The 15,625-nt window shown below is 64.6% G+C and carries 13 protein-coding genes; 10 read left to right on the forward strand and 3 right to left on the reverse strand.

Features of this window, described 5'->3' with window-relative positions; all coding sequences use genetic code 11:
* Positions 1-6: 6 nt before the first annotated feature.
* Entirely contained in the window at positions 7-1,281 is a 1,275-nt protein-coding gene (locus MTR72_RS25285) for an allantoate amidohydrolase (RefSeq protein ID WP_341511539.1), read from the reverse strand.
* A gap of 411 nt (positions 1,282-1,692) precedes the next feature.
* Here MTR72_RS25285 and MTR72_RS25290 point away from each other — a divergent pair, with 411 nt between their 5' ends.
* From MTR72_RS25290 to MTR72_RS25315, 6 genes are read left to right on the forward strand one after another with little or no spacing between them, the layout of a single operon-like run.
* On the forward strand, positions 1,693-2,802 hold the full coding sequence (locus MTR72_RS25290; protein WP_341511425.1) for a BMP family ABC transporter substrate-binding protein: 1,110 nt from the start codon (positions 1,693-1,695) through the stop codon (positions 2,800-2,802).
* Entirely contained in the window at positions 2,799-3,911 is a 1,113-nt protein-coding gene (locus tag MTR72_RS25295; protein WP_341511426.1) for an ABC transporter permease, read from the forward strand. The genes MTR72_RS25290 and MTR72_RS25295 overlap by 4 nt, the downstream gene beginning before the upstream one ends.
* Position 3,912: 1 nt before the next feature.
* Entirely contained in the window at positions 3,913-4,839 is a 927-nt protein-coding gene (locus tag MTR72_RS25300) for an ABC transporter permease (protein ID WP_280969556.1), read from the forward strand.
* Between the two features lie 24 nt (positions 4,840-4,863).
* Positions 4,864-5,547, forward strand: coding sequence for a biuret amidohydrolase (gene biuH, locus MTR72_RS25305; protein ID WP_341511427.1), 684 nt, complete (start codon positions 4,864-4,866; stop codon positions 5,545-5,547).
* Positions 5,544-7,076 carry an ABC transporter ATP-binding protein gene (locus MTR72_RS25310; protein WP_341511428.1) on the forward strand — a complete coding sequence of 511 codons (1,533 nt, stop codon included), beginning with the start codon at positions 5,544-5,546 and terminating at the stop codon, positions 7,074-7,076. The genes biuH and MTR72_RS25310 overlap by 4 nt, the downstream gene beginning before the upstream one ends.
* 14 nt (positions 7,077-7,090) lie before the next feature.
* Positions 7,091-7,576: a nucleoside deaminase gene (locus MTR72_RS25315; protein ID WP_341511429.1), complete on the forward strand. Its 486-nt coding sequence runs from the start codon at positions 7,091-7,093 to the stop codon at positions 7,574-7,576.
* Between the two features lie 172 nt (positions 7,577-7,748).
* Here the strand turns inward: MTR72_RS25315 and MTR72_RS25320 are convergent, their stop codons facing one another.
* The gene (locus MTR72_RS25320; protein ID WP_341511430.1) at positions 7,749-8,855 is read right to left on the reverse strand and encodes a hypothetical protein; all 1,107 of its coding nucleotides are present in this window, start codon (positions 8,853-8,855) and stop codon (positions 7,749-7,751) included.
* 561 nt (positions 8,856-9,416) lie between these two features.
* On the opposite strand from MTR72_RS25320, the gene MTR72_RS25325 reads away from it, so the two are divergent.
* The 4 genes from MTR72_RS25325 (at position 9,417) to MTR72_RS25340 (ending at position 14,120) form a co-directional block, all read left to right on the forward strand.
* Positions 9,417-10,988: an ABC transporter ATP-binding protein gene (locus MTR72_RS25325; RefSeq protein ID WP_341511431.1), complete on the forward strand. Its 1,572-nt coding sequence runs from the start codon at positions 9,417-9,419 to the stop codon at positions 10,986-10,988.
* Positions 10,972-12,063, forward strand: coding sequence for an ABC transporter permease (locus tag MTR72_RS25330; protein ID WP_341511432.1), 1,092 nt, complete (start codon positions 10,972-10,974; stop codon positions 12,061-12,063). The genes MTR72_RS25325 and MTR72_RS25330 overlap by 17 nt, the downstream gene beginning before the upstream one ends.
* Positions 12,050-12,967, forward strand: coding sequence for an ABC transporter permease (locus MTR72_RS25335; RefSeq protein ID WP_341511433.1), 918 nt, complete (start codon positions 12,050-12,052; stop codon positions 12,965-12,967). Before MTR72_RS25330 ends, MTR72_RS25335 begins: the two co-directional genes overlap by 14 nt.
* A 76-nt stretch (positions 12,968-13,043) precedes the next feature.
* Positions 13,044-14,120, forward strand: coding sequence for a BMP family ABC transporter substrate-binding protein (locus MTR72_RS25340; protein ID WP_341511434.1), 1,077 nt, complete (start codon positions 13,044-13,046; stop codon positions 14,118-14,120).
* Between the two features lie 97 nt (positions 14,121-14,217).
* Here the strand turns inward: MTR72_RS25340 and MTR72_RS25345 are convergent, their stop codons facing one another.
* Complete coding sequence (locus MTR72_RS25345) at positions 14,218-15,567, reverse strand: 8-oxoguanine deaminase (RefSeq protein ID WP_341511435.1); 1,350 nt, start codon at positions 15,565-15,567, stop codon at positions 14,218-14,220.
* Between the last annotated feature and the right edge of the window lie 58 nt (positions 15,568-15,625).

Here is a 15,625-nt window from a genome sequence, read left to right on the forward strand (position 1 = left end):
CCATCGTCATCCCGCGTCGGCATGCCCTTCCCGCGGTCGGAAATTCTCGATCACCCTGAGCAGCACGCGGGCACCGGCATCGGCGTCGGCGAGCTCGACATGCTCATCAGGGTGATGGCTGATGCCGCCGCGGCAGCGTACGAAGATCATGGCGACGTCGGCGATGTCGATCATGGCCATGCCGTCGTGGCCGGCGCCGCTCGCCAGTTCGAACACCTGGCAGCCTTCGGCTCCGATCGCCTCCGCGATCTGCGCCTTCAGCCACGGCGCGCAAGGCGCGGTGCGGTTCTCATGGGTGATGTCGAGCTGCAGCGCGAGTTGCCGGCGCTTTGTGATCGCCTCAATCTGGCGGACGATTTCGGCCACCGCGCGCTTGCGATGCATGTCGGTCGGCGCGCGCATGTCGATGGTGAACGACACCTCGCCTGGAATGACATTGGTCGCACCCGGCCTCGCCTGGAGATAGCCGACGGTGCCGACCAGCCCATCCTCGTCGGTGCGGCAGAACTGCTCGATCGCGCCGATGCACTCGGCTGCGCCGGTCAGGGCGTCACGCCGCAGCGCCATCGGCACCGTCCCGGCGTGACCTGCCATGCCGGTGAGCCGCGCCGCGAGCCGCGTCGCGCCGGCAATCGCGGTGACCACGCCGACAGGCAGGTGCCGCGCTTCCAGCACAGGCCCTTGCTCGATGTGCAGCTCGAGATAGGCGAGCAGCTCGCGTCGTGCGCGCGCGGCGGCGCCGATATGGTCGGGATCGAGGCCGAACTGCACGAGCGCCTCGCGCATCGAGACGCCGTCACGGTCACGCGCACTCAAGACGCTTTTATCGAAAGTCCCGGCCACCGCGCGGCTGCCGAGCAATGTCGAGGCGAAGCGCACGCCCTCTTCGTCGGCGAATCCAATAACCTCGATCGCGAACGGCAGGCGCTTGCCGCGACGATTGAGGTCGGCGACGCAGGCGATCGCCGTGATGACGCCCAGCGGCCCATCCCATTTGCCGGCGTCGCGCACCGTATCGTAGTGCGAGCCCAGCATCAGGCAAGGTGCGCCTGGCCGCGCGCCCTCGTAGCGGCCGCAGACGTTTCCGATCGCGTCGAGACGGGCGCTCATGCCGGCCTCGCGCATCCAGCCGAGGATGAGGTCCGCGGCCGCGCGCAGCTCCTTGCTGAGATAGATGCGCGTGAGCTTGCCCGTCTCCTCCGAGATCGCAGCAAGCTCGTTGATGCGACGGACGATCTCTTCGCCGAGCGATGCATCCTGAACGGCGGTACCAGCAGCCATCTCGGTCAAGCTTCCCATCCTGGGGACTGCGCCGAGGCGCAAGTCCTGGTGACAATCGATACAAGTTCGGTGCCAGCGAAAAATCCGTGGCCGGCGCCCGCCCCAGTCGATGACTGGTTAGCACGGTTGCCGCGGCCGGCAGACCGCTCAGCCAACGCGATACACACTCAGCAGCCGGTTAACGCTGCTTAACTCCCTTGCATACAACTATGGAATACTGCCCAAATAATAACCACACACTTCTCTGCCAAAGATTCAGACATGGAATTTTTTGCAGCAATATCATTATATTAAATCCGAATGCTCGCCTGATAGCCTCTGGCACGAAGCTTGCGACACCTTGTTCCGGGCTCCGCCAGACCGGCGCAGCCGCCAGAGATCGGGGCGGTCCATCCCCCAAGGGAGCATCCAATGGATTTTGGCAGGATTTCACGACGGCATCTGTTGCAAGGCGGCGCGGCGCTTACCCTCGGCGCGGCGGTCGGCGCACGCCCGGCCTTCGCGGCCGAGACGACCATCGGGTTCATCTATGTCGGTTCACGCGACGACTACGGCTACAACCAGGCGCACGCGCAAGGCGCGGCGGCGCTGAAGAAGATTCCTGGGCTGAAGATCATCGAGGAAGAGAAGGTGCCGGAGACCGACGCCGTCGAGAAGACGATCGAGTCCATGATCAATCTCGATGGCGCCACCCTGCTCTTCCCGACCTCGTTCGGTTACTACAATCCGCACATGGTCAAGATGGCCAGCAAGTACCCGAAGCTGCGCTTCGAGCACTGCGGCGGCCTTTGGAGCGACAAGGACCCGAAGAACGCCGGCAGCTATTTCGGCTACATCGACGAGGCGCAGTATATCTCCGGCATCGTTGCCGGCTACACCTCCAAGAGCGGCAAGCTCGGCTTCGTCGCCGCGAAGCCGATCCCACAGGTGCTGCGCAACATTAACGCCTTCACGCTCGGCGCCAAGCTCGCCAACCCGAGGGCCACGACGCAGGTGATCTTCACCGGCGACTGGTCGATGCCGGTCAAGGAAGCCGAGGCCACCAACAGCCTGATCGACCAAGGCGTCGACGTGCTGACCTGCCATGTCGACGGTCCGAAGACCATGGTCGAGAACGCGGCGCGCCGCGGCGCCTTCGTCTGCGGCTATCACACCAACCAGTCGGCACTCGCACCGAAAGCCTATCTCACCGGTGCCGAGTGGAATTGGGAAGCGCTCTATCCCAAGTTCGTCAAGATGATCGCCGCCGGCCAGGAGATCCCGAACTTCTACCGCGGCGGCCTGAAGGAAGAGATCGTCAAGGTCTCGCCCTATGGCGAAGCGGTGTCGGCGGAAGCACGCAAACATGCCGACGACATCAAGGCCAAGCTCGCTGCGGGTGCCTACACCATCTTCAAGGGGCCGATCGTGGACAACAAGGGCAAGACGGTGATCGCGGCCGGCACAGATCGCGGCCAGCAGGATCCCGAGCTCGAGAAGATGGACTATCTCGTCGAAGGCGTGATCGGAGCGACTTCGTGACAACGGAAGCGGCGGATCCCGTCGGTGCGGTCGGGGCCGTCGCCCCGGCCGCTGATGCGGGATTTCTCCAGCGCCACGGCGCGACCATCGAGTATGTCCTAATCCCGGGCGCGGCGCTCGTCGGCGCGCTCGCGGTGTTCGGCGTTTTCGTCGCGCTGTTCGGCAAAAACCCGCTCGATCTCTATTTCTATATGTATCAGGGCGCCTTCGGCACCTGGTTCTCCTGGCAGAACACGCTGACGCGCGCGGCGCCCCTGATCCTTACCGCGCTCTGCACGGCACTGCCGGCGCAACTCGGCATGGTCATCATCGGCGGCGAGGGCGCGCTCCTGATCGGCGCGCTGTCGGCGACCAGCGCCGCGTTGGCGCTGCAAGGCCTGCCCCCGCTCGCGATCCAGATCGCCATGGTCTGCGCCGGCGCGATCGGCGGCGGCTTGTGGATCACGCTGTCGGGCGCGCTGCGTCAATATCGCGGCGTCAACGAGACGATCTCAAGCCTGCTGCTCGTCTATATCGCGCTCGCGATCCTCAATCATCTCGTCGAAGGCGTGATGCGGGACCCCGCCAGCCTCAACAAGCCCTCAACCCGCGAGATCGGCGCCGCCAACATGATCGGCACGATCCCCGGCACGGACGTGCATTGGGGTCTCGTCTTCGGATTGATCGCGGCCATCGCCGCCTACATCCTGATATATCACACCGTGTTCGGCTTCGCCGCGCGGGTCGCCGGCGGCAACATCCGCGCCGCGAAGATCGTTGGCCTCGGCGTCAGCAAGCTCATTTTGACGATCTGCTTCCTCGCCGGCGGCGCCGCTGGCCTTGCGGGCATGGTCGAGGTCGCAGCCGTGCAAGGGCGCACCAATGCCAATCTCGCCGCGGGTTACGGCTTCACCGGCATTCTCGTCGCATTCCTGGCGAGGCAAAATCCGCTCGCGATTATCCCTGTAGCGATCCTGCTCGGCGGCATCAGCGCCAGCGGCGGGCTGTTGCAACGCCGCCTGGGGCTACCCGATGCCTCCGTGCTGGTGCTCCAGGGCGTCATCTTTGTCTTCGTGCTGGCAAGCGATGCGCTCTACGGCCGCATCGGATTTCTGAAAGGCAAGTCCTGAGATGGCGGACGGATCGATCGGACTATGGACCGTGCCGCTCGCCGTGCTCGGCGGCGCCATTCGCGTCTCCACGCCGTTCCTGTTCGTGAGCTTAGGGGAATGCATCACGGAGCGTTCGGGCCGGATCAATCTCGGTCTCGAAGGCACCCTCGTGATGGGTGCGATGAGCGCGTACGGCATCTCCTTACTCTCGGGCTCGCCGTGGCTGGGCGTGCTCGCCGCAGGCATCACCGGCGCCTTGCTGGGTGCGCTGCATGCCGGCATCTGTTCGCTGCCGCGCGTCAATGACGTCGCGGTCGGGATCGCCTTGATGCTGTTCGGCACCGGACTCGCGTTCTATCTCGGCAAGCCGCTGATCGAGCCGACTGCACCACGCTTACCCGCAATCGATTTTGGCTGGTGGAGCGACATTCCGCAGGTGCGTGCCGCGCTGCGCGTCAACGTCCTCTTCCTGATTGGCGTTGCGCTTGCCCCGATCCTCTATTGGGCCTTCCGCACTACACGATGGGGCCTCCTGATCCGTACCGCGGGCGAGAGCTCGGACGCCGCGCGCGCGATGGGCCACTCCGTGCTGCTGATCCGCCTGCGCGCGACCATGGTCGGCGGCTTCCTCGCCGGCATCGGCGGCTCCTTCCTGTCGCTGTTCTATCCCGGAAGCTGGAACGAGGGCCTGTCCTCAGGCCAGGGCATCACGGCCGTGGCGCTGGTGATCTTCGCGCGCTGGGATCCCCTGCTGTGCCTGTGGGCCTCGCTCGCCTTCGGCGGCGCCGCGGCGCTGGGCCCGGCGCTGCAATCGGTCGGCGTCACCTCGGGCTATCATCTCTTCAACGCCGCGCCCTATATCCTGACGCTGGCGATCATGATCATCACCTGCTCGCCGAAGCGGACGCTGACCGGCGCTCCCGCTGAACTCTCGATTACACGGTAATCCTGCGCATCCACGAGGTCGTCCATGCCCGAGCGCTATATCAAGTCCGAGCCATACGCCTGGCCGTATAACGGCGACCTTCGCCCGGCTAACACGGCACTCGTCATCATCGACATGCAAACCGACTTCTGCGGCGTCGGCGGCTATGTCGACAAGATGGGTTACGACCTCTCGCTGACGCGGGCACCGATCGAGCCGATCAAGAAGCTGCTCGCGGTCATGCGCAAGCAGGGCTATCACATCATCCATACCCGCGAAGGCCATCGCCCTGATCTGTCCGACCTGCCCGCCAACAAGCGCTGGCGCTCGCGGCAAATCGGCGCCGGGATCGGCGATCCCGGTCCCTGCGGCCGTATCCTGGTGCGCGGCGAGCCCGGCTGGGAGATCATCCCTGAGCTTGCGCCATTGCCTGGCGAACCCGTCATCGACAAGCCCGGCAAGGGTTCGTTCTGCGCCACCGATCTGGAGCTGATCCTGCGCGTCCGCGGCATCGAGAACATCGTGCTGACCGGCATCACCACCGACGTTTGCGTCCACACCACCATGCGCGAGGCCAACGATCGCGGCTTCGAATGCGTGCTGCTGCACGACTGCTGCGGCGCGACCGACAGGAGCAACCACGACCACGCGCTCAAGATGATCAAGATGCAGGGCGGCGTGTTCGGCGCGGTCGCAACGTCCGACGCCCTGATCGGAGCGATCTCGTGATCATCGGCGAGACGCCACCGCCGAGCGGCGCCTTCGGCGTCGATGCCATCGCCATGACCATGCGCTTCGGCGACTTCCTGGCGCTGGACAATGTCGAGCTGAGGGTCCGCCCGGGCTCCTTCCATGCGCTACTCGGCGAGAACGGTGCCGGCAAGTCGACGCTCGTCAAATGCATCATGGGCTACTACCGCGCGACCGAAGGCGACGTCCTCGTCGGCGGTCGCGAGCAAGCGATCAGCAACCCCAGGGACGCCCACGCGCTCGGCCTCGGCATGGTCTACCAGCATTTCACGCTGGTGCCGGCTATGACCGTAGCCGAAAATCTCGTGCTGGCGCGCGACGACGTGCCGGCCGTGGTGAACTGGCCAAAGGAGATGAAAGAGCTCGAGGCCTTCCTGGCGCGGATGCCCTTCAAGGTGCCGCTCGGCGCGAGAGTCTCGGACATCTCTGCCGGCGAGCGCCAGAAATGTGAGATCCTCAAGCAACTCTATTTGAAACGCCGCTTCCTGATCCTGGATGAGCCGACCTCGGTGCTGACGCCGGCGGAAGCCGACGAGGTGCTCGGCATGCTCCGCGACATGGTCGTGAAGGGCGAGCTGACGATTCTGATGATCACGCACAAGTTCCGCGAGGTCATGGCTTTCGCCGACGAGGTCACGATCCTGCGCCGCGGCAAGCTCGCCGGACACGGCAAGGTCGCCGAGCTGACGCCGGATGCGATGGCGCGTACCATGATCGGCGCCGAGGAGCTGACGGTGCAGCCGGCCCGCACCGGTGAAGCCGGCAAGGCGCGGCTGGAGCTGGCAAAACTACGCGCGCTCGACGATGCCGGCGCGATCGCCGTGCATGACGTCTCGCTCACGGTCCGCGCCGGCGAGATCGTCGGCATCGCCGGCGTCTCGGGCAATGGGCAGCGCCAGCTCGTCGAGGTCCTGGCCGGCCAGCGCGAGGCGGATAGCGGTGAAATCCGCGTCGCGTGCGATCCCTATCACGCCAGCCGCGAGGAGATGCGCCGGCACAGGATGTCGCTCCTGCCCGAGGAGCCGCTCAAAAACGCCTGCGTCGGCGGCATGAGCGTCGCCGATAACATCGCCTTCCGCGAATTCGACCGTGCGCCCTTTGCATCTGGCGGCTGGTGGCTCAACCGCGGCGCCTTCCGTGACAGCGCAAAGAAGAAGATCGCGCAATACAGAATCAAGACGCGCACGCCGGAGACCCCGATTTCGGCGCTGTCCGGCGGCAACGTGCAGCGCGCCGTGCTTGCCCGCGAGCTTGCCGGCAACGTCGAGGTTCTGATCGCCGCCAATCCCTGCTTCGGGCTCGACTTCGCGGCGGTGGCGCAGATCCACGCCGAGATCATGGCCGCACGCAATCGCGGTGCCGCCGTGCTGCTGGTCAGCGAGGATCTCGACGAACTGCTCGAACTGTCGGATCGATTGGTGGTCATGTTCCACGGCGAATTCGTGTATGAAGTACGGACCAGCGAAGCCGACCTCACGGTGGTCGGCCGGCATATGGCGGGACATTAACCCGCGGAGCGGCGATGAGCGGCACATCGGGACGCGACCAGCACTTCTTGCGCTTGTCCTTTGCGGTCGCCCGCCGCTCCCTCACCCATGGCAACCATCCCTTCGGCTGCGTCGTGGTCGATATTGACGGCAAGGTGTTGATCGAAGCCGAGAACGGCTACATGCCCGACCATGACGGCACCGCCCATGCCGAGCGCCTGGCGGCTACACAAGCGTGCCGCATGTTCAGCCGCGAAGTCCTGGCAAAGGCGACCCTCTATTCCTCCACTGAGCCCTGCGCGATGTGCGCCGGCGCAATCTACTGGGCCGGCATCGGCCGCGTGGTCTATGGCCTCAGCGAACACCGCCTGCGCGGCCTCACCGGCGATCATCCGGAAAATCCAACGCTCGACCTGCCATGCCGTGCTGTTTTCGCCAGTGGCCAGCGTCCCATGGAGGTCGTCGGCCCGCTGCTCGAAGACGAAGCCGAAGCGCTGCACGACGGCGTGTGGACGAGGTGAGCGCTGTCGTAGGGTGGGTTAGCGAAGTGTAACCCACCACTTCTCTCTAAACGCGGAAAGTAAAGAGGTGGGTTACGCCTACGACTAACCCACCCTACGATTCTATTCTTCAGACGCAGATGACGCCGCGCATTCCCGCGCGACGCCATCCTTCTGAACGTCCTTCCGCCGATCAGAACTTCATGGTGACACCACCATAAACTGTGGACTCGGTGCAGCTCTTGGTGCTCTGGCCGGTCGCGGCGATCGTGCAGACGCCGGGCATGGCGTTGTGATCGAGGCCGAACTTGTTCTGCCAGTAGCGATAGGCGACCCAGAGGTCGACGAAGTGCGAGTATTTGTCGCCCCAGACCGCCTTCGACGCGTCGAAGGTGAGGCGGATCGGCTCGCTGTTCAGCTCGGTCTTGGTCGCTGTGGAGAAGCGGCCGACGCCCGAGAGCGCAGGAAGGCCGTTCGAATCGCCCTTCGGGCCGTACCAGCCGGCACGGCCGCTAATCGACCAGAACTGCATGCTGGGCGGCAGGAAGCCGAGGTCCATGTAGTAGTTGATTTCGACCGCCCAGGTCGGGTTGTAGCTGACATTGCCATCCGAGTTACAGACGACGCCCGCAGGCCCGGCGACGAACAGGCCGCACTGGGTGAAGGCGTTGTGGTTCGAGAATTCCCAGTACATCAACGGCGCGACGTTGATGTAGCCCTTGTAGGGAAGGTCGAAGGCAAACTGCAGACCCGCGACGACGTCGCGTTTCGCCGGCGCGAGGAAGGTGTTCTCGCTGTTGCCGTCCATACCGACTTCGAACGAGATATTGTGCAGCGGCCCCATGGTGAAGGCCTTGGTGTTGAACAGCTCGTTCCAGCCGAAGGTCGAGCGGAACAGGCCGTAGATCTCGGTGGCGCCCGCGCAGTCGCCGGCACCGCCGGTGATGGTCACGCCAGGCGCAGTGCATGGTGAGGCCGGATCGTTGTGACCCGACTTGAACATCGAGATGGTGAAGAAGTTGGTGCCGTAGGACCACAAGTCGAAATGGGTGAAGGAGTAGACCTGCTTGGCGGTGGTGCCGTTGATGCTGCCGTCGGGTTGGACGCTCCACATGCCGGGATCCGTACCCTTGGGCATCCAGGAGAACGTCACGCGATTGTCGATCACGAGGAAGAACGGAAGATCGGGCGCCTTCTTGGCCGCCTTGACCGGCAAGTCCGCCGCGTGAGCCGGGCCACCATTGGCCAGCGTAGCAATTGTCAGCGCCGTTGCTGCAATTGCCATGAAACGAGACGACATCCTCAATACCCCCATGTTTTGACAAGCCAAAATGAACGCCCTTGGCTGCGACACTTGCGCCGATATCCCGAAGTGAGAAGCCTCATCTTTTTCCATGGCGTGCCGCATGTTTTAGCGACACGCAGCTTGTCATCGCAGATTTTGCAGGTGTCGCGCATGCTGCTTGCGCGCGCAGCGTGCATGCGCATTGCCGCACTTTCTCGTTTGGTTTTGCTGGGCTTTTGTTGACGCCGCCCGGCGCAGCAATCGCGAGATGCGGCGATCGCTGCCGCGTCGCGGCGCAGCATGCAGGGATGGCGGTGCCGGTGCTCAACTTCAGGTCAAGCCTGCACAGCGGGTTCCGATTTGGCTTGAACCGTCACAAATTTGCAACAGACGCTATCCACGGTCGCGGCAATCTTGGACGACGATCAGCGCCGCTTGCCGGGGACGACGCGGATACAAGCGAACGCCGGCGCCTGCCGAAGCGTTGAGCAAGGGATGACGCTTTTTCACATCTTACGCGGCGGTTCAAACTAGCCCACTATTGAGGCACCTCATCCCGTGCAAGCGTGTCAGCGCATGTTAGATCCAACGCCCAACGGCCTGCATTCCGGCGAACCGCCGCTGCTTCAGACGCTCGGCCTTACCAAGCGCTACGGTGATCTGCTTGCCAACGACTCCATCGATATCGACATCAGGCCCGGGGAAATCCACGCGCTGCTGGGCGAAAACGGCGCCGGCAAATCGACGTTGGTCAAGGCGATCTACGGGCTGATCCAGCCCAGCGCCGGCGAGATCCGGTGGCAGGGGCAGCCGATCGTCCTGTCCGGACCGGCGGACGCACGCCGCCGCGGCATCGGCATGGTGTTCCAGCACTTCTCGCTGTTCGACAATCTCACTGTCGCCGAGAATGTCGCGCTCGGCCTCGACGGAAGAGAGTCCTTCAAGGACATGTCGGCCCGGCTGGAGCAGGTGTCGAAGACCTACGGCCTTCCGCTCGATCCCAGGCGCGAGGTCTGGCAATTGTCGGTCGGCGAACGCCAGCGCATCGAGATCGTCCGCGCGCTGATGCAGGATCCGAAATTCCTGATCCTGGACGAGCCCACCGCGGTGCTGACGCCGCAGGAAGCCGATCAGCTCTTCATCGTGCTGGAACGGCTCAAGGCCGAAGGCCGCGCCATCCTCTACATCAGCCACAAGCTCGACGAGGTGAAGCGGCTCTGTGACACCGCCACGATCCTGCGTGGCGGCAGGAAGGTTGCGACCTGCGACCCTCGGCTCGAGACCGCGGCCTCGCTCGCGCGCATGATGGTGGGCAGTGAGATCAAGGAGGTGAAGGCCGCGGCCGGCCGGCAGACCACGGTGCCGCGGCTGGTCGTCAACGATCTCTCGCTGGCGCCAGCCGAGGCGCACGGCGTAAGGCTCGAACACATCTCGTTCGAACTGAAGGGCGGTGAAATCCTGGGCATCGCGGGCGTCGCCGGCAACGGGCAGGACGAGCTGTTCGCCGCGCTCTCCGGCGAGCGACTGGCGAAGGATCCGGGCACGGTGGTGATCGAAGGCATCGCCGCCGGCCACCTCTCGATCACGGGACGGCGCAAGCTGGGCGCAGCATTCGTGCCGGAAGAGCGGCTCGGCCACGGCACCGCGCCGCGCATGAAATTGTCGGAGAACGCGCTGCTCACCGGTCACGCCGCAAGCGGCATGGTCCGTCACGGCTTCATCGATATCGCAGCCACGCTGGAGACGGTCGATAAGGCGACGGAGACGTTCGACGTCCGCAAGGCCAAGCGCGATCCGGAAGCGGCAAGTCTCTCCGGCGGCAATCTGCAGAAATTCATCGTCGGCCGCGAGATCCTCCGCAACCCGGCCGTGCTGGTGGTGAGCCAGCCGACCTGGGGCGTCGATGCCGGTGCGACCGCCGTGATCCGCCAGGCGCTGCTTGATCTGGCGGCCGCGGGCGCGGCGGTACTTGTGACGAGCCAGGACCTCGACGAGCTCGTCGAAATCACCGACCGCATCGCGGTGATGTTCCACGGACGCTTGTCGGCGCCGCTGCCGACCCGCGAAGCCACGCGCGAACAGCTTGGCCTGTTGATGGGCGGCAGCAGCCTGGAGCCGAAGGAGGCCGCGCATGCAGTTGGTGCTTGAGAAGCGCGCCGAGCGCTCCGGCACGATCGCGCTGGTCTCTCCCCTGATCGCGATCGGGCTGACGATCGTGACCATGGTCATCCTGTTCGCGATCCTCGGCAAGAATCCGCTTCTCGCGCTCGATGCCTATTTCATCGCGCCGCTGACCGACGGCTATTCGCTGCAGGAGATCGCGGTGAAGGCAACGCCGCTGGTGATGATCGCGATCGGCCTGTCGCTGTGCTATCTCGCCAATGCCTGGAACATCGGCGCCGAGGGACAGTTCCTCATCGGCGCGGTAGCCGGAAGCTTGATCGCCGTGAAGACGCAAGGCAGCGACGCCGGGGCCTGGGTGCTGCCGGCCATGCTGCTGCTTGCGGCCGCCGCAGGCGCGCTCTATGCGCTGATCCCGGCGATTTGCAAGGTGAAGTTCGGCGCCAGCGAAATCCTGACCAGCCTGATGCTGGTCTATGTCGCCGAGCTCTTCCTCGACTACCTCGTGCGCGGTCCTTGGCGCGATCCGCACGGCTTCAATTTCCCGACCACGGCGGAATTCGATCCGGTCGCAACCGTTCCCCTGCTGATCGAGGGCGGCCGGCTGCATCTCGGTTCGCTCATCGCGCTGCTGGTCGTCGCAGCGGCGGCGATCCTGCTCGGCCGCACCATCAAGGGATTCGAGATCCGTGTGGTCGGCGCGGCGCCACGCGCGGCGCGGTTCGGCGGCTTCAACGCCAACCAGCTCGTCATCCTGACCTTTGCGGTCTCCGGCGCACTGGCGGGCCTTGCCGGCATGATCGAGGTCGCGGGCCCGGTCGGGCACCTTCAGCCCGGCATCTCGCCGGGCTATGGCTTTACCGCGATCATCGTCGCCTTTCTCGGCCGCCTGAACCCGGTTGGAATACTAATTGCAGGTCTTTTCCTCGCATTGACCTTTATCGGCGGCGAGCAGGCGCAGATCGCAATGAAGATTCCGTTGGATGTCACCAAGGTTTTCCAGGGCATTCTGCTGTTCTACGTGCTCGCCTGCGATTCCCTCATTCTCTACCGTTTCCGGCTGGTCTTCTCGAACCGTCAGGTGATCCGTGGAGCTGGTTGAAGCCATCATCCTGTCGGTGCTCGCCGCATCGACGCCGCTCCTGATTGCGGCGACCGGCGAGCTCGTGACCGAGCGCTCCGGCGTGCTCAACCTCGGCGTCGAGGGCATGATGATCATGGGCGCGGCCTGCGGTTTTGCCGGTGCCTGGCTGACCGGTTCGACCTTCATCGGGGCGCTCTGCGGCATCATCGCGGGCACGCTGATGTCCCTGATCTTCGCGCTGATGGCGCTTGGCCTCGCCGTCAACCAGGTCGCGACGGGCCTGGCACTGACCATCCTCGGCATCGGACTCTCCGGTCTGATCGGTGCCGGCTTTGTCGGCGAGCGCATCACGCCGGCTGCGCATCTCGACATTCCCGGTCTCACCAACATCCCGCTGATCGGCCGCGTGCTGTTCGGCGAAGACGCCTTCGTCTATCTCTCACTGGCGTTGATCGTCGGCGTCTTGTGGTTCCTGTACCGTACCCGGCCGGGGTTGATCCTGCGCGCGTGCGGTGACAATCACGTCTCCGCGCACGCGCTCGGCTATCCGGTGCTGCGCATCCGCACCTTCGCCGTGATGTTCGGCGGCGCCTGCGCCGGGCTTGCCGGCGCCTATCTGCCGCTCGCCTACACGCCGTTCTTCATTCCCGGCATGACCGCCGGCCGCGGCTGGATCGCGCTGGCACTGGTCGTGTTTTCGTCCTGGCGGCCCGGCCGGCTCGTCGTCGGCGCCTATCTGTTCGGCGCGGTGACGATCCTGCAACTCCACGCGCAAGGCTGGGGCGTCGGCATTCCCTCGCAGTTCATGTCGGCGCTGCCATACCTTGCGACCGTCATCGTCCTGGTCCTGCTCTCGCGCGCGCGTACCGGCGGCTCGACCGCGCCGGCCGCACTCGGCACCGTGTTCGTGCCGGACCGCTGAGCTTTTTTCCGCACCGTGCACGATGGGGCGCGCATGGTGCGGACCGTAGCTACCCCGACTTGTTTGGAGATCGATGATGAGGAAAATACTTCTTGCGGCCGTTAGCGGACTTTTGCTTGCCGGGAGCATCAACGCTGCCTCTGCTGCGGACAAGCTGAAGGTCGGCTTCATTTATCTCGGTCCGATCGGCGATCTCGGCTGGACCTATCAGCATGAGCTCGCCCGTCAGGCACTGGTGAAGGAGCTCGGCGACAAGATCGAAACGACCTATCTTGAAAATGTCCCCGAAGGTCCCGACGCCGAGCGTGCCATCGAGCAACTCGCCCGCGCTGGCAACAAGCTGATCTTCACGACTTCGTTCGGCTACATGGATCCGACACTGAAGGTTGCCAAGAGATTTCCGAATGTGCATTTCGAGCACGCGACGGGCTACAAGCGTAACCCGAACATGTCGACCTATTCGGCCCGGTGGTATCAGGGCCGCTACATCCAGGGCCTGATCGCGGCCAAGATGTCGAAGTCCGGTGTGCTCGGCTATATCGGCTCGTTCCCGATTCCCGAGGTCGTCTCCGGCATCAACGCGACGATCCTCGCAGCGCAGACCATCAATCCGAACATCAAGGTCAAGATTATCTGGGCCAACACCTGGTTCGATCCGGGCAAGGAAGCCGACGCTGCCAAGGCGCTGATCGACCAGGGCGCCGACATCATCATGCAGCACACGGATTCGCCGGCGGCGATGCAGGTCGCCAGCGAGCGCGGCAAGCTCGCCTTCGGCCAGGACTCCGAGATGATCAAGTTCGGGCCGAAAACGCAGCTCACCTCGATCCTCGACACCTGGGGCCCCTACTACATCTCCCGCGTCAAGGCCGAGCTCGACGGCACCTGGAAGTCCGAGGATAGCTGGGGCGGCCTCGACAGCCACATGTTCGCGATGGCGCCGTACACCAACTTGCCCGACGACGTGAAGAAGATGGCAGAGGAGGCCCAGGCCGCGATCACCGCCGGCAAGCTGCATCCGTTCAAGTGCCCGGTCGTTGGGCAGGACGGCAAGACGATCGAGTGCAAGGGCGGCGATCATCTCGACGACGGCCAGATCCTCGGCATGAATTTCTACGTCAAGGGCATCGACGACAAGCTTCCGGGCAAGTAGCACGCTTCTTGCTTTAGGGAATTCACCTGCTCCTCGCGGAGGAGGCTCGGAGGGGGTAGCCACAAGCACCCGGCACTTGCGGTTGCCCCCTTCTTTATTATCCTGCTTGCATCGCCCGCGCGGCGGAGCTGTGGCGGCGGACGAGATCCGCCACATCCAATCCCGGGATCACACCGTCGACCACCGCCCATTTGCCGGCGACCATCACCCGGTCGGCCCGGTGCGCACCGCACAGCACGAGCGCGGCCAAGGGATCGCCGTGGCCGGAGAAGCGCAACTCGTCGAGCCTAAACAGCGCGAGATCGGCCGCCTTGTCGACGGCGATCTCGCCGAGTTCCGGACGACCGACACACGCCGCCGAACCCTTGGTGACCCAGCGCAACGCATCCTTGTGGCTGACCTTGGTCACGCCATAGCGCGCCCGCTGCAGCAGGAACGCCGCGCGCACTTCCTGCATCAGATTCGATCCATCGTTGGAGGCAGAGCCGTCGACGCCGATCCCAATGCCGACGCCCGCCTCCTCCATCTCGCAGACCGGACAGCAGCCGGACGCGAGAAGCTGGTTGCTGCAAGCGCAATGACTGATGGTCGTCTTCGCCCTGCCGAGCCGCTTCATCTCGTCGGCGTTGAAGAAGATGCCGTGGGCGAGCCAGGTGCGCGCATTGAGCCAGCCGCACTGCTCGAGATAATCGAGCGGACGGCAGCCATACATTTGCTGGCAGAACCGGCTCTCGTCCTCGGTCTCTGCGAGATGGGTGTGCAGGCGGACGTCGAGCTTCTCGGCAAGGTCGGCCGTGGCGCGCATCAAGGACGTCGTCACCGAGAAGGGCGAGCATGGCGCCAGCGCGATCTGCACCATCGCATCCGCGCCGCGCTGGTGATGCTTTGCCACCACGCGGGCGCTATCCGCCAGAATCGTGTCCTCGTCCTGCACGACGCTGTCCGGCGGCAGGCCGCCGTCGCGCTGCGACAGGTTCATCGAGCCGCGCGTGAGCAGCACCCGCACGCCGAGCCGCTTGGCGACCGCGACTTCGATGTCGACGGCGTCTTCGAGCCCCGCGGGGAACACGTAATGATGATCCGTCGTGGTGGTGCAGCCGGAGAGCAGCAGCTCGGACATCGCCACGGTGACGCCGAGCTGCAGTGCTTCCGGCGTCAGCTTCGCCCACACCGGATAGAGCGCCTGGAGCCAGGGAAAAAGCTTCCGGTCCATCGCAGCCGGCAATGCGCGCGTCAGCGTCTGGTAAAAGTGGTGATGCGTGTTGATCAACCCAGGTAACACAACGTGCTCGCCAGCGTCGAACACCGCGACATCCGCGGTGGCAGGCTGTCCGCCCGCCGGCACGAGCTCGACGATCCGGCCATCCCTGACCACGATCCCCCGTTCCGCGCTATCGGCGAAGATGGCCAGCGGATCCCTGATCCAGATCGGCTTGGTGTCGCTCATGATCCGTTTCTCCTCACGTCCGCCGATCACCGGCCTGCAAGCCAGGGGCCAGGCACAA

This window comes from Bradyrhizobium sp. ISRA442, assembly GCF_038085055.1.
Classification (GTDB): Bacteria; Pseudomonadota; Alphaproteobacteria; order Rhizobiales; family Xanthobacteraceae; genus Bradyrhizobium.

What these genes read in the sequence shown, in the direction of transcription:
- MTR72_RS25290 (WP_341511425.1), top strand. Translation starts at nt 1,693, where the DNA reads ATGGATTTTGGCAGGATTTCACGACGGCATCTGTTGCAAGGCGGCGCG.
- MTR72_RS25315 (WP_341511429.1), top strand. Translation starts at nt 7,091, where the DNA reads ATGAGCGGCACATCGGGACGCGACCAGCACTTCTTGCGCTTGTCCTTT.
- biuH (WP_341511427.1), top strand. Translation starts at nt 4,864, where the DNA reads ATGCCCGAGCGCTATATCAAGTCCGAGCCATACGCCTGGCCGTATAAC.
- MTR72_RS25300 (WP_280969556.1), top strand. Translation starts at nt 3,913, where the DNA reads ATGGCGGACGGATCGATCGGACTATGGACCGTGCCGCTCGCCGTGCTC.
- MTR72_RS25320 (WP_341511430.1), bottom strand. Translation starts at nt 8,855, where the DNA reads ATGTCGTCTCGTTTCATGGCAATTGCAGCAACGGCGCTGACAATTGCT.
- MTR72_RS25345 (WP_341511435.1), bottom strand. Translation starts at nt 15,567, where the DNA reads ATGAGCGACACCAAGCCGATCTGGATCAGGGATCCGCTGGCCATCTTC.
- MTR72_RS25325 (WP_341511431.1), top strand. Translation starts at nt 9,417, where the DNA reads ATGTTAGATCCAACGCCCAACGGCCTGCATTCCGGCGAACCGCCGCTG.
- MTR72_RS25285 (WP_341511539.1), bottom strand. Translation starts at nt 1,281, where the DNA reads ATGGCTGCTGGTACCGCCGTTCAGGATGCATCGCTCGGCGAAGAGATC.
- MTR72_RS25330 (WP_341511432.1), top strand. Translation starts at nt 10,972, where the DNA reads ATGCAGTTGGTGCTTGAGAAGCGCGCCGAGCGCTCCGGCACGATCGCG.
- MTR72_RS25340 (WP_341511434.1), top strand. Translation starts at nt 13,044, where the DNA reads ATGAGGAAAATACTTCTTGCGGCCGTTAGCGGACTTTTGCTTGCCGGG.